The organism is Salinimicrobium sp. 3283s, assembly GCF_039602225.1.
Taxonomy (GTDB): Bacteria; Bacteroidota; Bacteroidia; order Flavobacteriales; family Flavobacteriaceae; genus Salinimicrobium; species Salinimicrobium profundisediminis.
On record NZ_CP143631.1, the window covers coordinates 3,358,357 to 3,377,513 of the forward strand.

12 protein-coding genes are annotated in these 19,157 nt (G+C 40.9%); 6 read left to right on the forward strand and 6 right to left on the reverse strand.

Annotated features, from left to right (window positions below; genetic code table 11):
* Window positions 1-2: 2 nt before the first annotated feature.
* Entirely contained in the window at window positions 3-686 is a 684-nt protein-coding gene (locus VS868_RS14945; RefSeq protein ID WP_345598527.1) for a site-2 protease family protein, read from the reverse strand.
* Between the two features lie 197 nt (window positions 687-883).
* Here VS868_RS14945 and VS868_RS14950 point away from each other — a divergent pair, with 197 nt between their 5' ends.
* From VS868_RS14950 to VS868_RS14970, 5 genes are all read left to right on the forward strand, one after another.
* Window positions 884-2,848 carry a monovalent cation:proton antiporter-2 (CPA2) family protein gene (locus tag VS868_RS14950; RefSeq protein WP_345598528.1) on the forward strand — a complete coding sequence of 655 codons (1,965 nt, stop codon included), beginning with the start codon at window positions 884-886 and terminating at the stop codon, window positions 2,846-2,848.
* Window positions 2,849-2,953: 105 nt separating this feature from the next.
* The gene (locus VS868_RS14955) at window positions 2,954-4,639 is read left to right on the forward strand and encodes a formate--tetrahydrofolate ligase (RefSeq protein ID WP_345598529.1); all 1,686 of its coding nucleotides are present in this window, start codon (window positions 2,954-2,956) and stop codon (window positions 4,637-4,639) included.
* A 408-nt stretch (window positions 4,640-5,047) separates the two neighbouring features.
* Window positions 5,048-6,505: a RimK family protein gene (locus VS868_RS14960; protein ID WP_266068608.1), complete on the forward strand. Its 1,458-nt coding sequence runs from the start codon at window positions 5,048-5,050 to the stop codon at window positions 6,503-6,505.
* Window positions 6,502-7,722 (forward strand): glutamate-cysteine ligase family protein, encoded by a 1,221-nt coding sequence (locus VS868_RS14965; RefSeq protein WP_345598530.1) that lies wholly within the window; start codon window positions 6,502-6,504, stop codon window positions 7,720-7,722. The genes VS868_RS14960 and VS868_RS14965 overlap by 4 nt, the downstream gene beginning before the upstream one ends.
* A 42-nt stretch (window positions 7,723-7,764) precedes the next feature.
* Window positions 7,765-8,448, forward strand: coding sequence for an N-formylglutamate amidohydrolase (locus tag VS868_RS14970; protein WP_345598531.1), 684 nt, complete (start codon window positions 7,765-7,767; stop codon window positions 8,446-8,448).
* A gap of 8 nt (window positions 8,449-8,456) precedes the next feature.
* On the opposite strand, the gene VS868_RS14975 is transcribed toward VS868_RS14970, so the two are convergent.
* Window positions 8,457-8,870, reverse strand: coding sequence for an OsmC family protein (locus tag VS868_RS14975; RefSeq protein ID WP_345598532.1), 414 nt, complete (start codon window positions 8,868-8,870; stop codon window positions 8,457-8,459).
* Between the two features lie 171 nt (window positions 8,871-9,041).
* Complete coding sequence (locus tag VS868_RS14980; protein WP_345598533.1) at window positions 9,042-9,920, reverse strand: AraC family transcriptional regulator; 879 nt, start codon at window positions 9,918-9,920, stop codon at window positions 9,042-9,044.
* A 219-nt stretch (window positions 9,921-10,139) separates the two neighbouring features.
* Between VS868_RS14980 and VS868_RS14985 the strand changes: the two genes are divergently transcribed.
* Window positions 10,140-10,724, forward strand: coding sequence for a T9SS type A sorting domain-containing protein (locus VS868_RS14985; RefSeq protein ID WP_345598534.1), 585 nt, complete (start codon window positions 10,140-10,142; stop codon window positions 10,722-10,724).
* Between the two features lie 72 nt (window positions 10,725-10,796).
* Here the strand turns inward: VS868_RS14985 and glgB are convergent, their stop codons facing one another.
* The 3 genes from glgB to VS868_RS15000 form a co-directional block, all read right to left on the reverse strand.
* Window positions 10,797-12,779, reverse strand: a complete 1,983-nt coding sequence (glgB, locus tag VS868_RS14990; protein ID WP_345599845.1) for a 1,4-alpha-glucan branching protein GlgB — start codon at window positions 12,777-12,779, stop codon at window positions 10,797-10,799.
* 1,011 nt (window positions 12,780-13,790) lie between these two features.
* Window positions 13,791-17,090, reverse strand: a complete 3,300-nt coding sequence (treS, locus tag VS868_RS14995; protein WP_345598535.1) for a maltose alpha-D-glucosyltransferase — start codon at window positions 17,088-17,090, stop codon at window positions 13,791-13,793.
* Window positions 17,091-17,104: 14 nt separating this feature from the next.
* Window positions 17,105-19,084, reverse strand: coding sequence for an alpha-1,4-glucan--maltose-1-phosphate maltosyltransferase (locus tag VS868_RS15000; protein ID WP_345598536.1), 1,980 nt, complete (start codon window positions 19,082-19,084; stop codon window positions 17,105-17,107).
* Between the last annotated feature and the right edge of the window lie 73 nt (window positions 19,085-19,157).

The window sequence follows — 19,157 nt, forward strand, 5'->3', positions numbered from 1 at the left end:
CGCTATAAAGGGATTCGGGGATAATTCTGAATTTCTTTTTCATCATCTCCTTTAATCCTGATAATACGGCTGGGGCGATGCTCCTGAGCCAATTTTCGGGCTTTATCCAGTGCATCTTCTTCTTTATCAAAGGTTTGTATCAATTCATTACGGTGATTGAGGACCTTCCATTTTTCATTTTCCGCTTTGCACTGTATACGATATGTACGCTCCTTTACAATTTTTTCTCTATTCTTTAAAAGTTCAAGGATCACCTTACCATCACTAAAATTTCCTCCCGGATAAAGCATGGGCAGGAGAGCAAAGAAAACATAGTACATGGAGAAATACGTGAATTGATAGGTAAGCATTCCGGCACTTAGAACATCATTCTCAACTAACAGTATCACTGCGATGGTACTAAGAAGGTTAAAAAGGGCACCCCCCGAAAAAATTAAAATATTCGCCAGCTTCTCTTTGCGTTCAATATTCTCGAAGGTGCAGAACCCATACCAGAAGTAATACTGTCTAATTTCCAATATTCCGTGGTTAAAGACAGGTTTTCCACTTCCCACTACAATACGGATATTCTTTGCGCCCATAAGCCAGGCAAAGAACACGTGCCCTGCTTCATGTAAGATTGAAATAAGGGGCAGTACCAGGAAAAATGCCAGCAGAAATTTTGGAATGTCGCTTATGCCAAACATCTAAAGATTTTTTGGAGATCATAATTTATAAAATTTGAATCCGTAGATTCTTAAATCCTATACAAAATTCCTGAAGCACAGGATTATACTTGTCATCATGGTTTTTTAAAACTTAATTTATCTCTTATTCATCCCCGATAAATCCCCTTTGTTAGGGCAGAATTCAATAAATTAGGCATTACAAAATTTGATTGAACATGCATTTTCCATTACTCCAGGACATTGTGGTATTACTTGGTTTCTCTGTAGTTGTTGTGCTTTTACTACAGCGATTAAGGTTACCATCGGTGTTGGGATTTTTAGTTACAGGGATCATTATTGGTCCTTTTGGCTTCGGGCTTATTGAAAACCCTGAGCAAATAGAGATCCTTTCCGAAATTGGGGTGATCCTGTTGATGTTTGTTATTGGAATGGAACTTTCAATCAAGCAGCTTGCGTCAATGAAACGAACTGTCTTTTTAGGTGGTTTGCTTCAGGTGGGATTGAGTATTATCGTAACTGCATTTATATTTTCTGTACTCGGCTTTTCCTGGAACGAGGCCGTATTCATGGGCTTCCTGTTTTCACTTTCCAGCACAGCAATTGTGCTAAAGATCTTGTATGACCGCAATGAGATCACTGCACCTCATGGACGTATGGCTCTTGGAATCTTAATATTTCAGGATTTGATAGTGGTGCCAATGATGTTGATCACTCCCATGATGGCCGGAACTACAGGTGATCTCTATAATGAAGTGCTTCTTCTTGTTCTTAAAAGTGCCCTGGTATTAGCTTTGACCTATGTTGGAGCAAAATATTTGGTGCCGCGGGCCATGTACCTTATTGCCCAGACTAAAAGTAAGGAATTGTTTTTACTGGCTACCATCGCACTTTGTTTTACAGTGGCTTTTATCACTGCATCTGCAGGACTCTCTCTTGCATTTGGAGCTTTCCTGGCAGGTCTTATTATTTCGGAGTCAGATTATAGTCACCAGGCTACAAGTACCATTCTTCCCTTTAGGGAGCTGTTCATCAGTTTTTTCTTTATCTCCATCGGGATGCTGCTTGACCTGGACTTCTTTATGAAAAATGCAGCGGTGATCATGCTTATGGTCGTGGTGGTATTTATATTAAAAGGAGGAGTGGTTTCCCTTACCGCAGCAGCCCTTAATTATCCTATAAGAACCGTATTGTTGACAGGAATGGCATTGTTCCAGGTGGGGGAATTTGCCTTTATCCTTTCCAGGATTGGTATAGAAAGTGGGCTACTTTCGGAGGAAATGAACCAGTATTTTCTTTCGGTTTCGGTGTTTACCATGCTGCTCACGCCTTTTGTTTTTCTTTTTTCGGGGAGGACCACGAATTATATTTTGAGGAAAATAGCACCGGGTTCTCATCGGACAGTTTCACTTTCCCGACAGGATGCTCAAGAGCCCGAAGATCACCTGCTTATAATCGGGTATGGGATCAATGGCGCTAACCTTGCAAAAGCAGCTAAGTATGCCGATATCCCGTATATGATCCTGGAACTTAATCCGCAGATCGTGAGACAGCAAAAGGCCAGGGGAGAACCCATAATTTATGGAGATGCAGTGCAGGAGCACATGCTTGAAGCTGTACATGTAAATAAAGCGCGTATTGTGGTTGTTGCTATTTCTGATCCTCGCGCTACCAAAGCCATTGTTTCCAATATCAGGCATATTTCTCCTTCTGTGCATATTGTAGTAAGAACAAGGTATGTGAAAGAGATAGAGACCCTACTGGGGCTGGGTGCCGATGAAGTAATTCCCGAAGAGTTTGAAACTTCAATTGAAATCTTTTCACGGGTTTTAACCAATTTTCTTGTACCCCTCGATGAATTGGAAAATTTAATAGATTCAGTTAGAGCAGATAATTACCAGGTCTTCCAGTCCCACAAACGACTGCAGACTTTCAAATCTTCAACTATTCCCGATTTTAAGATAAGCTGCGTGAGAGTGATGGCAGATAGTGGTGCTGTAGTAGGAAAGACTATTGAAGAAGTTGATGTTAGAAAGAACTATGGGGTCAATATCCTCGCGGTTTCCCGAAAAGGGCAAATGATAAAAACAGTATTTCCCAACGTCAAATTACTAAGAGAAGACCTTGTATTTGTGAGTGGGGATCAGGAGCATATTGATTCTTTTTATAAAGCGGTCACCTGAAGTTGACGAAAACGTTTGAAAAAAGTACGAAAACCTGATAGTGATCATTATTAGAGCTATAGTTTCATCATATTTTTGACCTGTAAATCTAAAGCCTGAAGGAATATGATGACAACTTCTCCACTCACCGATTTGGATATCGCTCATAAAATTCAATTAACCCCCATTACAGAAATAGCACAGAAACTTGGCCTTGATCCAGATGATATTGAGATGTACGGGAAATACAAGGCTAAGATACCGCTGCACAATATTGATCAGGACAAAATAAAACAAAGCAATTTAATTCTTGTTTCGGCTATTTCACCAACTCCGGCAGGAGAAGGAAAAACTACCGTCTCTATAGGTCTTTCAGAAGCTATGAACAGGATTGGTAAGAAAACCACTGTAGTGCTGAGAGAACCTTCATTAGGCCCTGTTTTTGGATTAAAAGGCGGCGCTACCGGAGGAGGATATTCACAGGTTTTGCCCATGGAGGACATCAACCTTCACTTTACCGGAGATTTTTCGGCTATTGAAAAAGCTCACAATCTTTTGGCAGCTCTTGTAGATAATAATATTCAGTCAAAAACAAATAATTTAGGAATTGATCCGCGGACGGTTTCCCTAAAACGGGTGATGGATGTTAATGACCGTTCCCTGCGAAATATCGTGATAGGACTTGGCGGAACAGGTTCAGGAATTCCCAGAGAAAGTGGGTTTGATATTACTGCGGCTTCCGAAATTATGGCCATTATGTGCCTTGCTGAAAACCTGGAGGACCTAAAAGGGCGTTTGGGAAACATATTTATTGGCTACACCTTTGATAAGAAAGCTATTTATGCCCGCGATCTCAATGCTGAAGGTGCCATGGCTACGCTTTTAAAAGATGCTCTTAAACCTAACCTGGTGCAAACTATAGAAGGGAACCCTGCTATAATCCACCTTGGTCCGTTTGCCAACATAGCTCAGGGAACTAATTCTGTGATCGCCACCCGCATGGGGATGAGTCTTTCTGACTATACAGTCACCGAAGCCGGATTTGGTTTTGACCTTGGTGCAGAAAAATTTCTGGATATTAAATGTCAAAGCGCAGGCCTTACTCCCAGGGTTGTGGTAATGACCGCGACGATACGAGCTTTAAAATACCATGGTGGGGTACCTCTTTCTTCTCTCACTATTCCAAATGTAGAGGCTTTAGAAAAAGGATTACCCAATTTAGAGAAACATCTGGAAAATGCCCGTCTCTTTAATATCACTCCTGTAATAGCCATAAATAAATTCTACAGTGACAGTGATGAAGAGATACAGGTGATCATAGACATGGCTAAAAAACTGAATATAAAAGTTGCAGTTTCTGATGGCTGGGCAAAAGGAGGGGAAGGCGCTCTTGATCTGGCAAAAAAGGTGGTAGAAGCGATTGAAGAAGGCCGCTCTAACTTTACACCACTTTATGATTGGGAAGATTCGGTTATGAATAAAATAGAGACCATTGCAAAAAAAATATATGGGGCCGATAGGGTTGAATACGCTGCAAAAGCAAGACGGGATCTAAAGACTATTTCCAATCTTGAATTAGATCATTTACCCGTTTGCATTGCTAAAACCCAAAAATCATTGTCAGACAATCCTTTGCTTATAGGAAGACCAACAGGTTTTACGCTAACAGTTCGGGAGATTGAGATCGCCGCCGGTGCAGGATTTTTGATCCCTATTACAGGAGATATGATGCGTATGCCCGGATTACCGGCACACCCTGCATCAGAGAATATAAATATAGATTTGGAAGGAAATATTTCGGGGCTAATATAGAGCAAGATCTGTTTGCTTCCATTGAATAAGAACCTTCCGGCCTTGCCGGGAGGTTTTTTATTCATAGGTGGGTAAATACCCCGAGGCTTGCCTCGTTAGTAAATGTTGTAAAGTTAGAAAACGTGTTCCACTAAAATGCTCCGTGGGCTTGCCCCGGAGAAATTTACTGGTTCATATAGCTCTTTTAGGCATTGAACTCTTTCAAACCTTCAGTTTTTTCAAACCCTCAATGCAATCTGCCGCAAAATGTTTGTCGGATAAAAATATTAGGTTAACAAATTATAAACCATTATTTTAAAGGTCTTCAAAAAGGAAGTTTTACTTTTAGTTAAGCTTTTTGAAAAAAAATTCCGGCACCGAATTTTCAGAAGAATTTTGATATACCTTTGAATATATTTAAACCATTTAATGAAGAAATTTTTAGTTGTAAATAATCCCGAAAACTGGAACCTTGCACTTGAGAATATGGAGGTGATTTCGGCCAGGGACTATCTTACAAATCCTGAATATGCCCGTCTTAAAAAAGCACGTATTTTTAATTTATGTAAGGATTATTCTTACCAAAGTAAAGGGTATTATGTTTCACTTTTAGCTGAGGCTCGTGGGCATCTCGCAATTCCTACTGTGATGAACCTGGTAGATTTACGGGAACCAAAGCTTGTTAAGATCGTCTCAGATGAATTTGATGATCTTATTCAAAAAAGTTTAAAGGGAATTAAGTCAGCCGAGTTTACGCTTAGTATTTATTTTGGGCAGAATGTTGCTCAAAAATACAGGGAACTGAGTGCTATGTTTCACCGGCACTTTCAAATACCATTTTTGAGAGTAAAGTTCTCTTACACCAACAGGTGGAATATCAAATCTATTAAAGCTTTATCTGAAGTAGAGATCCCAAATGAACACCGGGATGCTATGAGGCAGTTTGCCATACAGTATTTTGCAAAGAAGCGTTATGATACCCCTAAAAATGAAACTTTTGAGTACGACCTGGCAATCCTTGTGCAAGATCACGATCCTGCGCCGCCAAGTAATCCTAAAGCTCTAAAGAAATTTGTAGAGATTGCCGAAAAAATGAACTTTTATGTAGAGTTTGTCTCTCCAAAAGATCTTTCAAGGCTGTCGTCTTTTGACGCCCTTTTTATCAGGCAAAGTACAGAGGTGAACAATGAAGCCTATGCTTTTGCCCGCAAAGCCCAACAGGAAGATATAGCCATCGTTGATTATCCCGATGCTATCCTTAAGTGCTGTAATAAAGTTTTTATGGCCGAAGCCCTTGAGAATTCAGGTATTCCCACTCCTAAAACTATCATTGTTCACAAAGACAACCGCAATAACGTTATTGAGAAGACCGGACTTCCGCTGGTTTTGAAATCCCCTGATTCTACCTTTTCTTTTGGGGTGAAAAAAGCTGCTACTGCCGAAGAATATGAAAAACTGGTGGGGGAGATGCTTAAAAAATCTGAACTTGTAATAGCACAGGAATATACGCCTTCAGATTATGACTGGAGAATAGGTATTCTGGATGATAAACCGCTCTTTGCCTGCCGTTACTATATGGCCAAAGGCCACTGGCAGATCTACAACTGGAATGCCAGCAAAAAAGATGACCAGGAAGGTAATGCAGACGTAATGTCTATTGATGAAGTTCCAAAGAAGATCATGGATGTAGCTCTTCGTTCGGCAAGGCTTATGGGAAAAGGTCTCTACGGAATTGATGTAAAGGAAGTAAATGGAAAACCTCTGGTCATAGAAATCAATGACAATCCAAACATAGATTTTGGGGTAGAAGATCGTTTCTATGGTGATAAAATTTATACCGAAATTATTACTGCTCTTAAAAATCGCCTTGAAAAGAAATCGGAATGAGTTATCAGCTTTTTGGAGTTTACGGGATAGAACTGGAGTACATGTTGGTAGACGCTGCCACAATGAAAGTGAAGCCGGTTGTAGATAAATTATTGACCAAAAAGAATGGTGCTTTAACTTCGGATGTTGAAAATGGTAAGATAGAATGGAGCAATGAGCTTGTAGCACATGTAGTGGAATTAAAAACCAATGGGCCTACCGCCAATCTTGATACCCTGGATGATCTTTTTGCTGAAAATGTTGGCGAAATCAACGATTTGCTCAAGGAATTTAATGCTAAACTGCTACCCACAGCGGCTCATCCTCTCATGGATCCCGAAACAGAAATGCAGTTGTGGCAGCACAACTACAGCAAAATATACGCACTCTACAATCGCATTTTTGACTGTAGGGGGCATGGCTGGAGCAATGTTCAAAGTATGCATATAAATCTGCCATTTTTGGGAGATGTAGAATTTGAGAAGTTACATGCTGCGGTAAGGATCCTGCTACCAGTAATTCCTGGATTAAGCGCCAGTTCGCCCATTTTTGAGGGAAAACTTACCGGCTTTAAAGATGCCCGGATGCATGTATATAAAACCAATCAAAAAGAAATTCCGGAGATGACCGGTAAAGTCATTCCCGAACAACTCTTTTCAAAAAAGGATTATTACAGCGGGATTTTTGAACCTATCAATAAGGCAATAAAACCGCATGATACTGAGAATATTCTCGATCATCATTTTCTGAATTCAAGGGGAGCTATTGCCCGCTTTGATCGTGGGGCTATCGAAATAAGAGTGATAGACCTGCAGGAATGCCCAAAAGCTGATGTTGCCATAGCAGTACTCATCATTGAAGCCCTGAAGTTGCTGGTTAGTGAAGAATTGGTGTCTCTGGAAGATCAAAAAAATTGGCATGAAAATGCCCTTTTTGGAATCTTTAATGATGTGATCGTAGATGCTGAAGCAACCCTTATCCAAAAATCTGAATTTGCTGACATTTTCGATTTACTACCTGGTTGTACAGTGAAAGAAATATGGAATAGGATCTATTCGCTTGTAAAAGAAAATATTTCTGAAAAACACCAGAAGAGTATCGAGTTTTTACTGCAGCACGGAAGCCTTTCAACCAGGATCCTTAAAACTTTGGGTGAGAATCCATCTAAAGCAGAGATCACAAAAGTTTATGAGGAATTGGGGAATTGTCTTCAGGAAAACAGGTTCTTCGAGGTGTAACTACCAGTAATTTATTCTGAAATTAACCACTAAAACTAAGCTTTGAATCTTATACTAACCTGTGAACACGCCGGAAATGAAATTCCGCAGGAATATGAACAACTGTTTTCAGAAGCGCAGGAAGTGCTGGAAACGCACCGGGGATATGATCCCGGAGCATTAGATCTATTCCAGGAGCTTTCACCTTTGGCAGTTTTTAGGCAGGAATATATGATAAGCAGGCTTTTGGTGGAACCTAACCGTTCGCTGGGCCATCCGCAGCTTTTTTCAGAATTTACAGCCCAACTTCAGGAGGCTCAAAAAGAGCAGATTCTGGAGGAATTTTATATCCCATACCGGACTTATATTGAAAGCAGGATTGGGGATCTTATTTCAGCAAGCAAAGAAATTGTACATATTTCGGTTCATACTTTTACGCCAGAGCTCAACGGGGAGGTAAGAAATGCTGATATTGGCCTGCTCTTTGATTCCGCCCGTAAGAGTGAAGTGAAATTCTGTGAAAGATTTGAAGAAAGTCTTCTTCAGCAGAATGAAAATTTCCGGGTAAGATTCAATTATCCCTATTTGGGGATTGATGACGGATTTACTACTTACCTCCGCCAAAAATTTCCGCAGCAATATTTGGGCATTGAGCTGGAGGTTAATCAAAAGTTTGTTCAAAAGAATAAAATGGAAAAGCGCTTCAAAAATGTCATTTTTGAAGCGCTTTCCAGATTGATGTCATGATTGGCCTCTTAACCGTTGAGGGTAGAGTCCAGGGTGATTTCTGTATTAAGCAGTTTTGAAACAGGACAATTTTCTTTAGCGTGCTTCACCAGCTCATTAAATTTATCCTGCGAGATGCCGGGTACTTTTGCTGTGAGAATTAGGTGAGACTTCTTGATGGTTCCATCCTCAAAGGTGATCTCGCATTTTGTTTCAAGTTCAACCGGATTAAATTCCTCTTTACTAAGATTGGCCGAAAGCTGCATAGTAAAACAGCCGGCATGTGCAGCTCCAATAAGCTCTTCAGGATTTGTTCCTTTTTCATCTTCAAACCGGGTGTGAAAGGAATAGGGAGTTTTTTGCAGTACCTGACTTTGAGTAGATAAATTTCCTTTTCCTTCTTTGATCGTGCCGTTCCATACGGCTGTTGCTTTTCTTTTCATACTTGGTTTGGTTTTTAAGTGATTTCATATTTGTAACAAAGGAGTAGCGAACATGTTTACTGCTGTGTTCTTTCACTTACTTTGTTAAAATGGCCCACGATAGTGATTTTTTTCTATAACTATTTCAGGATTTTTGAAGATACAATTTTCTGACTAAGAATTAGCCTGCAATCAGGTTAAAACTACCTTAAGTTCATTTCTGTAATGGGAAGGAGATTTTCCCGTAAACTTTTTGAACTGCTTATTGAAATGACTAAAATTATTGAATCCACTTTCAAAACACACTTCCGTTATACTTACCTGTTTCTCATGAAGTAATTTGGCAGCGTGCACCAACCGGTACTCGTTTACGAATTGGGTAAATGTTTTCCCTGTAATTTTCTTAAAATACCTGCAGAAAGCCGGTACAGTCATGCTCACCTTACCGGCAACCTCTTCAAGGCTAATAGGGCGTTGAAATTCTTCTTTTACAAAATTGAATATATTATTGATCCTGTGATTGTCCTGTAATTCGGTTTCCAGAAGGAACCCCTTTGCATTCAGCACAGAATATTCCGTGGAATTTTCCATTAGGTGTAAAATTTCAAGAAGTCCAAGAAGGCGTTGAAAAGGAGGTTTATTTTCAAGAGATTCCATTTTCTCTCCAATATCCTTTTTTGACTCCCCATAATAGACAATTCCCATGGTTGCCTTCTCAAAAAGTGCTTTTATGTTCTTCATTTCGGGGAGTTCGAAAAAACTATTTCCCAAAAAATCGGGTTTCATCTGTATCACGGTTTCGTTCTCATTACCTGTAAGCCCATCTGTAAAGCCACAGTGCGGAAGATTGGAACCTATTAACATAAGATCCCCGTCACGATAGTAGGAGATGTGACTTCCAATCTGTCTTTTTCCTGATCCTCTATTCACGTAAACCAGTTCTATTTCGGGATGATAATGCCAAAAGGTATGTTTCCTGTTTTGGTGGTTCTTATTATAGGTTCTATACAAAATAGAACTTCCAAAAGCAGGTTCAATTTTTTCCAGTTCAGGTTTTACATTAATATTCATAAATAGGAGTAAAGTTTGAATGAAATTTAATCTGAATGAAAATACTCTACTTCTGCAAAATTACCCGCTATAGGTGCATATTTAACCTATAACGTTTTAGTGAGCCTTATTAATATCAATTTTGAACACTTTTGTGCCAATTTTGATCTATTTGCAAAGGAGATAAGTGATTATGTTTGTTGTGTAATATCTAATCTATTAACTAAAACGATGAAAATTATGAAAAAGCTAAAAAACATTGCAGTAATTGTTTTTTTCCTTTCCACCTATTCTTATGCAGGTGATATGGAAAAAGAGGAGGAGGTAAGATTAAATGGAGAGCAAACTTTGTTAGTAGACCTTTCTAATTTGAATCTGGGAACGGTTATTTTATTTGAAGATCAATATGGCGTAACGCTTTACAAGGATGACCTGGTAAGAGGTGGAAAGTATAACAAGAGGCTGGACCTTGAAATGGTGCCGCAGGGGATCTACTTTTTAAAGGTGGATAAAAGGTTAGCGACAAAAACATGGAAGATCCAGAAATCTTCTGAAGGGGTAAAAATCCTTGGAAGTTCTTCTACTATAGGGAAGCCACATTTTCGAACTCACGAAGAAGTTCTTAATGTTTACATATCAAACCCCGACAAGCAGCCTTTGAATATGACCGTTGAAGATGGTTCTGGAGTGATCCTGGCCACTGTCAAAGCTTCTGGTAAGGATTTCCAAAAGTCTCTTGATTTCTCAAGAGTTCCATCGGGAGAGTATTTTGTAAAACTTTACAGGGGAGAAGAAGAGTTTACTAAAAAAGTAGTTATTAACTAAGGATCAATCACTACTTAAAAAACTGCCCCGGGATTTCCCGGGGCAGTTTTGTTTATGAATATGAAGACTTTCTTAAGCCTTTTTCAGGTAGATAACACCCATTGGTGGTATGGTGAGGGATAGAGAATTATCTTGCCCGTGGGCTGATAGTTCTGTACTTTCTATCTCTCCATCGTTCTTCACGTTACTACCGCCAAACCTGTTATCATCACTATTGAAGATCTCTTTCCATTTTCCTGCTTTTTCAACTCCAATCCGGTAATTTTCACGGGGTAATGGTGTGAAATTACACACAACGAGAATGTTGTCTTTAGGATCATTGCCTTTTCTTAAAAAGCTAATAATACTATTCTCTTCATCTTTAATATCTACCCATTCAAACCCTTCATGTGAAAAAGCCTTTTCGTAGAGTGCAGGTTCCTTTTTGTACAGTTTGTTGAGTTCTTTAAAGGTCTCCTGGATTTGGCGGTGATAATTCTCATTGGTTAAATGCCACGCAAGGCTGGAATCGTGATCCCACTCGGTGGTTTGGCCAAATTCTGCACCCATAAACAGGAGTTTCGTACCGGGGTGGGCGTACATATACGCATACAAGGTGCGAAGATTCGCAAATTTGTTCCACTCATCTCCCGGCATTTTATTGAGAATAGCCTGTTTTCCATACACCACCTCATCATGTGACAGGGGTAGCATGAAGTTTTCAGTAAAAGCGTAATTCGAACTAAAAGTGATGGTATTTTGGTGGTACTTTCTATTGATAGGATCTTCACTAAAATACTTCAGTGTATCGTGCATCCAACCCATCATCCATTTCATTCCGAAGCCAAGGCCTCCAATATAGGTAGGTTTTGAAACCATGGGCCAGGCGGTAGATTCTTCAGCAATGGTCACGGCATCAGGAAATTCCTTATAAACTACTTCATTAAATTCTTTCAGAAAACTTATCGCTTCCAGATTTTCATTTCCGCCGTGTTCATTGGGTTCCCATTCGCCTTCTTTTCTCGAATAGTCCAGATATAACATAGAGGCCACGGCATCTACACGCAGTCCGTCGGCATGAAACTTGTCCAGCCAGAATACTGCGTTACTTATAAGGAACGAGCGCACTTCATTACGTCCGTAATTGAAGATGTAGCTTTGCCAGTCTGGATGGAAACCTTTTTTAGGATCGGCATGTTCATATAGATAGGTGCCATCAAAATAGTGCAGGCCATGTAAGTCTGAAGGGAAGTGGGATGGAACCCAATCCAGTATCACTCCAATTCCTGCCTGGTGAAGACTGTCAATAAGCTGCATAAATTCCTGCGGAGTACCAAAGCGGCTGGAAGGAGCAAAGTAGCCGGTGATCTGGTAGCCCCACGAACCAAAGAAAGGATGCTCCATCACTGGCATGAATTCTACGTGTGTGAATCCAATTTCTTTGATATACTTTGGAAGTTGCTCGGCCAGTTCTAAATATGTAAGAGAACGAAGCCCATCTTCGGGAACACGTTTCCAGGATCCCAGGTGCAACTCGTAAACCGACATTGGTTGTGGCTTGCCTTCTTTTTTCTGCCTGTCTTTCATCCAGACCTTATCTTTCCAGGTGTTCTCAAGGTCCCATACCACAGAAGCTGTATTTGGTGGGGTTTCCCATTGAAAAGCAAAAGGGTCTCCTTTATCGGCTTCATAACCGTTGTTTGACCTGATAAAATACTTGTACAAACTGCCCTTTTTGGCACCCGGGATAAACACTTCCCATATCCCGGAACCATCCCAACGGGCTTTCATGGGGTGGGATTCCCTGTCCCAATTGTTAAAATCTCCCACTACCGCAACTTTTTCAGCATTGGGGGCCCAAACAGCGAAATAAACTCCTTCGGTACCCATATATTCCATAAGATGCGATCCCAACTTGTTGTAAAGATGGTAGTGTTTGCCTTCGCGGAACAGGTGAATATCAAATTCAGTAAGTAAAGTGGCTTCTACCGGCTTGTCTGAAGATGATTTCTGCTCTTTTTTTTTATCCGTGGTAAGATCTTCTACTTGTTTTTTGGCTTTTTGTGCAGCCGCCATCACTTCCTCCTTATCGGGTATGATTTCCTCTACTTTTTTCTTTGCTTTTTCGGCTTTGGGAATGAGCTTTTCGGCAAAACTGCCTGCTGCATCTTTCATGTTTTCGATATCTTCGGCATCAGGAAGAAGATCTTTAGCCATTTTTTCGAGGTCGTTTTTGGTGCCCTTTTTTGGAGTGACCTTCTTTTTTATATTATCGGCAGTTTCTTTTGCTGCGTCTTTAAGATCTTCAGAAGGGGAGGTGTTGGGCAGCTTCATTTTTTCTTCCGCACTAATTCCCTCAATTTTTTTCTGCCGGGACATCTTCTTTGCCGGTTTCTTTTCTGCCTGTTTTTCTCCGGTTTTTAAATCCGCTTTTTTCTTATTTGTTTTTTTATCAGCTGGTTTTTTAGTGCCGGTCTTTTTCTCGGGATTTTCCTGGGGTGTAGTGGTTACCTTGGTTGCAGGGGCGGCAACATCGGGCACCTGCTCATCGGTTAGAGGCTTCTGGAATTTGGCAGGTTTAGAAGTAGTTCCTGATTTTTTCTTTTCTGCGGAAGTTTTTCCAGCCTGTTTTTTTGGCTTCGGATTGGCCGCGGCATCTGCATCGGGCATCTTGGTTTTTGGCAAACCTGTATTTAATTTAGTTCCTTCTTTAGAAGAAGATTTGTTCTTTGCTGATGTTTTTTTGGCAGCCTGTTTTTTTGGCTTCGGATTGGCTGCAGCGTCTGTATCAGGCATCATTGTCTTCGGCAAACCTGTATTCAATTTTGTCGACTTTTTTTCAGAAGCTTCAGCTTTACCTGATGCCTTTTTACTAACCGCTTCTTTTTTTGAAGCCGACTTTTCTGAAGAGGTTTTTTTAGGTTCTGTTTTTTCCGAAGGCTTTTTACCTATACCTTTAGGCCCTTTTACGTCTCCCGATTCTTCAGCAGATTTTTTGCCCTTGTCTACAGGGCCTTTCGGAGCTTTTCCGGTGCCTGAAATATTTTTATCTATATCTTTTTTATTACTTTCTTTTTTAGCCATGATTTATTGTTTTATGCATGATTTAATTCCCCTAAGCGGGATCAAGACCCAGTCTGGCCGGTTGTTTAGTTCGTAGTTCATCTCGTAGATTGCTTTTTCAAGCAGGAAGATCTGCATGAGGATCTCGGTGTCATCCTTGTCTGGTGGTATGAAATCATTTTCCCCTACATGCTTATAATAACCTTCCAGGAAAATTTTAGTGACCACATAATACCAGTTATCGGCCCATGTGTCTAATTCTCCTTCTTTGTTATGATCGTCAATTTCAGATTCCATTATACTGCTATAGGCAGCGTAATGAAAGGAGCGAACCATACCGGCTACATCGCGCAGCGGCGAACGCTTTAATCTTCTTTCACTAAAGGACCTGGCCGGTTCTCCTTCAAAATCAATTATTACAAAGTCTTTACCTGTCCATAAAACCTGGCCAAGGTGATAATCCCCATGGGTCCTGATTTTCATTATAGGAATTTTGTGGTCATAGACTTTTTTGAAGGTGTTAAGCACTTCTGCTTTCATATCCAATACTTCCTGTGCTTCCTCCTGAATATGCTTCGGAAGGGTTTTAATACTCTTCTGCAGGTTTTGGAAAGCATTCCGCGTAAGGGATTGCAAAGAAGAGAATAATGATCTCTGGTAATGCAAAGAGAAAGGTTCCGGCTCAAAATCTACCTCCATTGGGTTTGCTGCCAGTGCCTTGTGCATCTCGGCGGTTCTTTGTCCCAGCAGGAACATTCTTTCGGGAAAAACAGCCCCCAGTAATTCTTTCATGTTTTCTGAAAGATCCTGGTAGGAGAGCGGGCTCAGCGTATGCGCTATTGGTTCGTACTCCTGGTCTTTTGGCAAGGTGAGTACCCTGTCAAAAAAACGGTTTAAGGCATCCTTTGTATAATCCCATGCATCTCCCTGGTTTGGTACCAGATCTTGCATCATACCCAACACGATGATGTTCTTGGGGTCGGGTTTGTATTCAATTGCTCCCACAAATCGGGGGGAATTCTTGTATTCTGTTTTTTCAGTAAGATATCGGGTAATCTCCAGGTCTGGATTAATGGTGTTATCAAGTTTCCTGTACAACTTTAAAAAATACCTGTTGTCAAAAATAAGCGAGGTGTTACTTTGCTCTGCATTAAGGATCTTGGAATGAACCTTTTCTGCTTCAGCATCAAATTGATCTTCACTGTGATAGAATACCAGGTTACCACGCCCGCTATTAAGTTTTCTTCCTTTTTTAATATTTCTGAAGAGCACATTTCTGAAGTTCTCGCTGTAAACCGAATCAAAGAGATAACCTTCTTCCTCGTCTATCTTAAGTTTTGCAATAATTCCTTTACCCGGAATATCCTTGTATGCATCTTCTAAAGTTTCACTCATAAAACTGAGTGGCAGCTGATAAACCTCGGGAAGTCCGTCATTATAACTCACTTCAATAGTGATTAAAGTTGACGGAATATCTTTTACGGGTATGTCTACCTTGTTCACCACAGAGATACTCTGAATGACTCTTGATTTGCCCCCAAACCAGCGGCAGGTGTTGAGGTACCCGGGAAGTATATTTTGTTCTAATTTGGTTTTGGTCTTATTATTTAGAAGTTGCTCCCAATTATCAATGCTCAAAGCCGGAGTTTCCGATTGTGCTACATGGCCTTCCTCTTTTTGTAACTGGAACCAGTAGTAACCGTGAGGCGCCATGGTAAACAGGTAAGGATGCTCGGTGATTCTTGGAAACTTATTGTGACTAAAGACCTCTACGGGAATATAGCCTTCATAAGCTTCCAGGTCTAGCTCGGCTGCCTGCGGGAAGCGGGAAAGGTTTCCTAATACCAGAATGTCTTCATCTTCAAAGGTTCTGGTGTAAGCTATGATCTTGGCATTACTTGGCGAAAGAAAATTAATATCACCACGGCCAAAGGCCTTATATTTTTTTCTCATACTAATGATCCGCTTCATCCACCATAATAGTGAAGAAGAGTTCATCTGTTCGGTCTCAACATTTATAGACTCATACTTGTATGCCGGATCTATAATAACCGGAAGGTAAAGCTTATGCGGATTGGCGTGGGAGAACCCTGCATTACGGTCAGACGACCATTGCATTGGTGTTCTCACCCCATCGCGGTCTCCCAGGTAATAGTTATCACCCATACCTATCTCGTCTCCGTAATAGATCACCGGGGTACCGGGAAGGGAGAACAGCAGTACATTCATCAACTCTATCTTGTTGCGATTGTTCTCAAGCAAGGGAGCCAGCCTGTGGCGTATCCCCACGTTGATCTTTGCCTGCGGGTCTTTAGTGTAGACTTTGTACATGTAATCTCTTTCTTCATCGGTAACCATCTCCAGGGTCAATTCATCGTGATTCCGAAGAAAAATGGCCCACTGGCAGTTCTCAGGAATTTCTGGTGTCTGGTCAATGATATCCATAATAGGATACCTGTCTTCCATTTTGACCGACATAAACATCCTGGGCATAATGGGGAAGTGATAGTTCATATGACATTCATTTCCTTCTCCAAAATATGCCGCCGAATCTTCGGGCCACATGTTTGCTTCTGCAAGCAGAAGTTTATTTTCATACTTGTTATCTACATGTGCCCTTAGCTTCTGAAGAAATTCATGGGTCTCGGGCAGGTTTTCACAATTGGTGCCTTCTCTTTCAAAAAGATAAGGTACTGCATCAAGCCTGAAGCCATCTACACCCAGGTCAAACCAGAAATCGAGCACATCAAAAACTTCCTGCTGTACTTTTGGGTTGTCAAAATTTAAATCTGGTTGATGGCTGAAGAAACGGTGCCAGAAATATTGCTGTGCAACAGGGTCCCAGGTCCAGTTTGAAGGTTCGGTATCTGTAAAAATGATTCGGGTGTCCTTATATTTTGTGGGATCATCGGTCCACACGTAATAATCTCTTTCGGGAGAACCTACGGGAGCGTGGCGTGCTTTCTGAAACCAGGGATGCTGGTCTGAGGTGTGATTAATTACCAGCTCGGTGATGATCTTTAATCCCCGTTCATGGGCTTCATCTATCAATTTTTTGAAAGTATCAAGATCTCCGTAAGAAGGATTGATACTGTAATAATCGGCTATGTCATAACCATCGTCCCTAAGGGGGGAAGGATAAAAGGGTAACAGCCATATTGCGGTGACCCCCAGGTCTTCCAGGTAGTCCAGCTTTTGCAGGAGACCTTCAAAATCTCCTATGCCGTCACCATTGCTATCAAAAAAGGCTTTAATGTGCAGTTCGTAAATAATAGCATCTTTATACCAGGTTTCCTGATCGCTCGCTTGCAGTGGTTTGATCATTGGTTATATCTTTTTTACTGTATTGGTTTCTTAGTTTCAACTTTTAAAATATGTGCGGGAATGGCCCTTGGGTGCAGCTCTACATAATTCCATGCATCCTGCCATATATAACTGGCTCCTGTTAATAGGTCTTTCACCGAATAGGAGTCATGATCGCCAATTTCCAGCCTTTCGAGAGGAACTTCTACCCAGCCAGATTGTGTATGGTGAGGGTCGAGATTGACTACAATGATCAATTTGTTGTTACCATCTTTATCAACCTTTGAATAAGAGATCAATTGATCATTATCTGTTTTACAGAATTCTATATTCCAGGTGGTTTGTAGTCCTTCGTTCTCATTTCTTATCCTGTTCAGGATACTAATCATCTCCTTGATACGGGTATTCCGGTGCCAGTCCCAATGGTAGATCTGGTACTTTTCGGAATGAACATATTCTTCTTTTCCGGGGTAGGGCTCATTGAGTCCGAATTCAAAGACGGGTCCGTAGAGACCGTAATTAGAAGACATTGTTGCTGCCAGGATCAATCTTATAAGGAAAGAAGGCTCCTCTTTGTGCTCCAGGGAAATAGGAAGAATATCAGGTGTGTTGGGCCAGAAATTAGGCCTGTAGTATTCCCGCACTTCCGTTTTGGTGAGTTCGGTGAGATATTCCTCAAATTCTTCTTTGGTATTTCTCCAGGTGAAATACGTATAAGACTGGTTAAAGCCTATTTTTGCCAGCTCTTCCATAACTCTGGGCCGTGTAAAAGCTTCGGCAAGAAAAATTATTCCTTCGTGGTCTTTGTTGATTTCGCTTATGCACCATTCCCAGAAAGGAAAGGTCTTGGTGTGCGGATTATCAACTCTAAATACCGTAACCCCTTTATCAATCCAGAATTCTACAATACTTTTTAATTCATCCCAAAGGTTCTCCCAGTCTTCTGTTTCGAAATTTACCGGTAGTACATCCTGGTATTTCTTCGGCGGATTTTCGGCATATTGTACTGTACCATCAGGCCTCCATTTAAACCATTGTGGATGATCTTTAACATAAGGATGATCTGGGGAACACTGTATAGCAAAATCTAGTGCTATTTCAATCCCCATATCTTTAGCCTTTTTTACCAGTCGGGTAAAATCTTCCATAGTTCCCAATTCGGGATGAATGGCTTTATGACCACCTTCTTTGGCTCCAATAGCCCAGGGTGAGCCGGGATCTCCTTCCTCGGCTTCCGTAGCATTATTAATGCCTTTACGGTGGCTGCGTCCTATTGGGTGGATTGGCGGAAAATAGATAGTGTCAAATCCCATTTTTGACACCTCAGGAAGTATGTTCTCACAATCCCTGAAAGTTCCGTGCTTACCTTTATCGGGAGAGGCCGATCGTGGAAAGAATTCATACCATGCACTAAAGAGGGCTTTTTTTCTTTCTACTCTTACCTCCAAAGTTTTGTCGTATGGGAAAGCTTTGTCGCGATCTCTTGATTCATACATTGCTTTTGAAGCTGAGTCGCTTAAAGCTTCAGAAACCGCTCTTTGCCCATGCTCTTCATCCCGCAAGAGCTCAATCCATTCTTTCAGCTTCTTTTTATTGGGTGAAGAGGCGCGGGGAAGGGCTTCTTCCATAAGTTCGGCTCCTATAAGTAACTCAGTTTTGAGATTTTGATTGGCGGCGGCTTTTTTCTTAAGGCCATCCTGCCAGGTTAAAAAATGATCTACCCATGATTCTATGGTATATTCATAATCTCCGATCTCTCCCAAAGCAAAGGTTGAGCTCCAGTGGTCGTTGCCCTCAAAGATCATAGGCTGTTCCTGCCATTTTTTCTCACGACCCCGGCCTTTCTTTTTCTTGCGAAAAAGAAGTACAGCATCCACCTTGTCATGACCATCTCCAAAGATGTCGGCTTCAATTTTAATGTCTTCGTCTACAACTCTTTTTATAGGGTATTTTCCACAGTCAATTTGGGGTTTTACATTTCTAATACTAACTCGCTTATGACCATTAATTTTCATAGGGTGATTTTATTGGATAAATGGTTGATTATTTCCCGAAATGCCAGTGATTTCGGGTCTGTCTGCATTCTAA

Coding starts and splice junctions, on each gene's coding strand:
- VS868_RS14945 (WP_345598527.1), bottom strand. CDS start 686: ATGTTTGGCATAAGCGACATTCCAAAATTTCTGCTGGCATTTTTCCTG.
- VS868_RS14950 (WP_345598528.1), top strand. CDS start 884: ATGCATTTTCCATTACTCCAGGACATTGTGGTATTACTTGGTTTCTCT.
- VS868_RS14955 (WP_345598529.1), top strand. CDS start 2,954: ATGATGACAACTTCTCCACTCACCGATTTGGATATCGCTCATAAAATT.
- VS868_RS14960 (WP_266068608.1), top strand. CDS start 5,048: ATGAAGAAATTTTTAGTTGTAAATAATCCCGAAAACTGGAACCTTGCA.
- VS868_RS14965 (WP_345598530.1), top strand. CDS start 6,502: ATGAGTTATCAGCTTTTTGGAGTTTACGGGATAGAACTGGAGTACATG.
- VS868_RS14975 (WP_345598532.1), bottom strand. CDS start 8,870: ATGAAAAGAAAAGCAACAGCCGTATGGAACGGCACGATCAAAGAAGGA.
- VS868_RS14980 (WP_345598533.1), bottom strand. CDS start 9,920: ATGAATATTAATGTAAAACCTGAACTGGAAAAAATTGAACCTGCTTTT.
- VS868_RS14985 (WP_345598534.1), top strand. CDS start 10,140: ATGAAAAAGCTAAAAAACATTGCAGTAATTGTTTTTTTCCTTTCCACC.
- glgB (WP_345599845.1), bottom strand. CDS start 12,779: ATGGCGGCTGCACAAAAAGCCAAAAAACAAGTAGAAGATCTTACCACG.
- treS (WP_345598535.1), bottom strand. CDS start 17,090: ATGATCAAACCACTGCAAGCGAGCGATCAGGAAACCTGGTATAAAGAT.
- VS868_RS15000 (WP_345598536.1), bottom strand. CDS start 19,084: ATGAAAATTAATGGTCATAAGCGAGTTAGTATTAGAAATGTAAAACCC.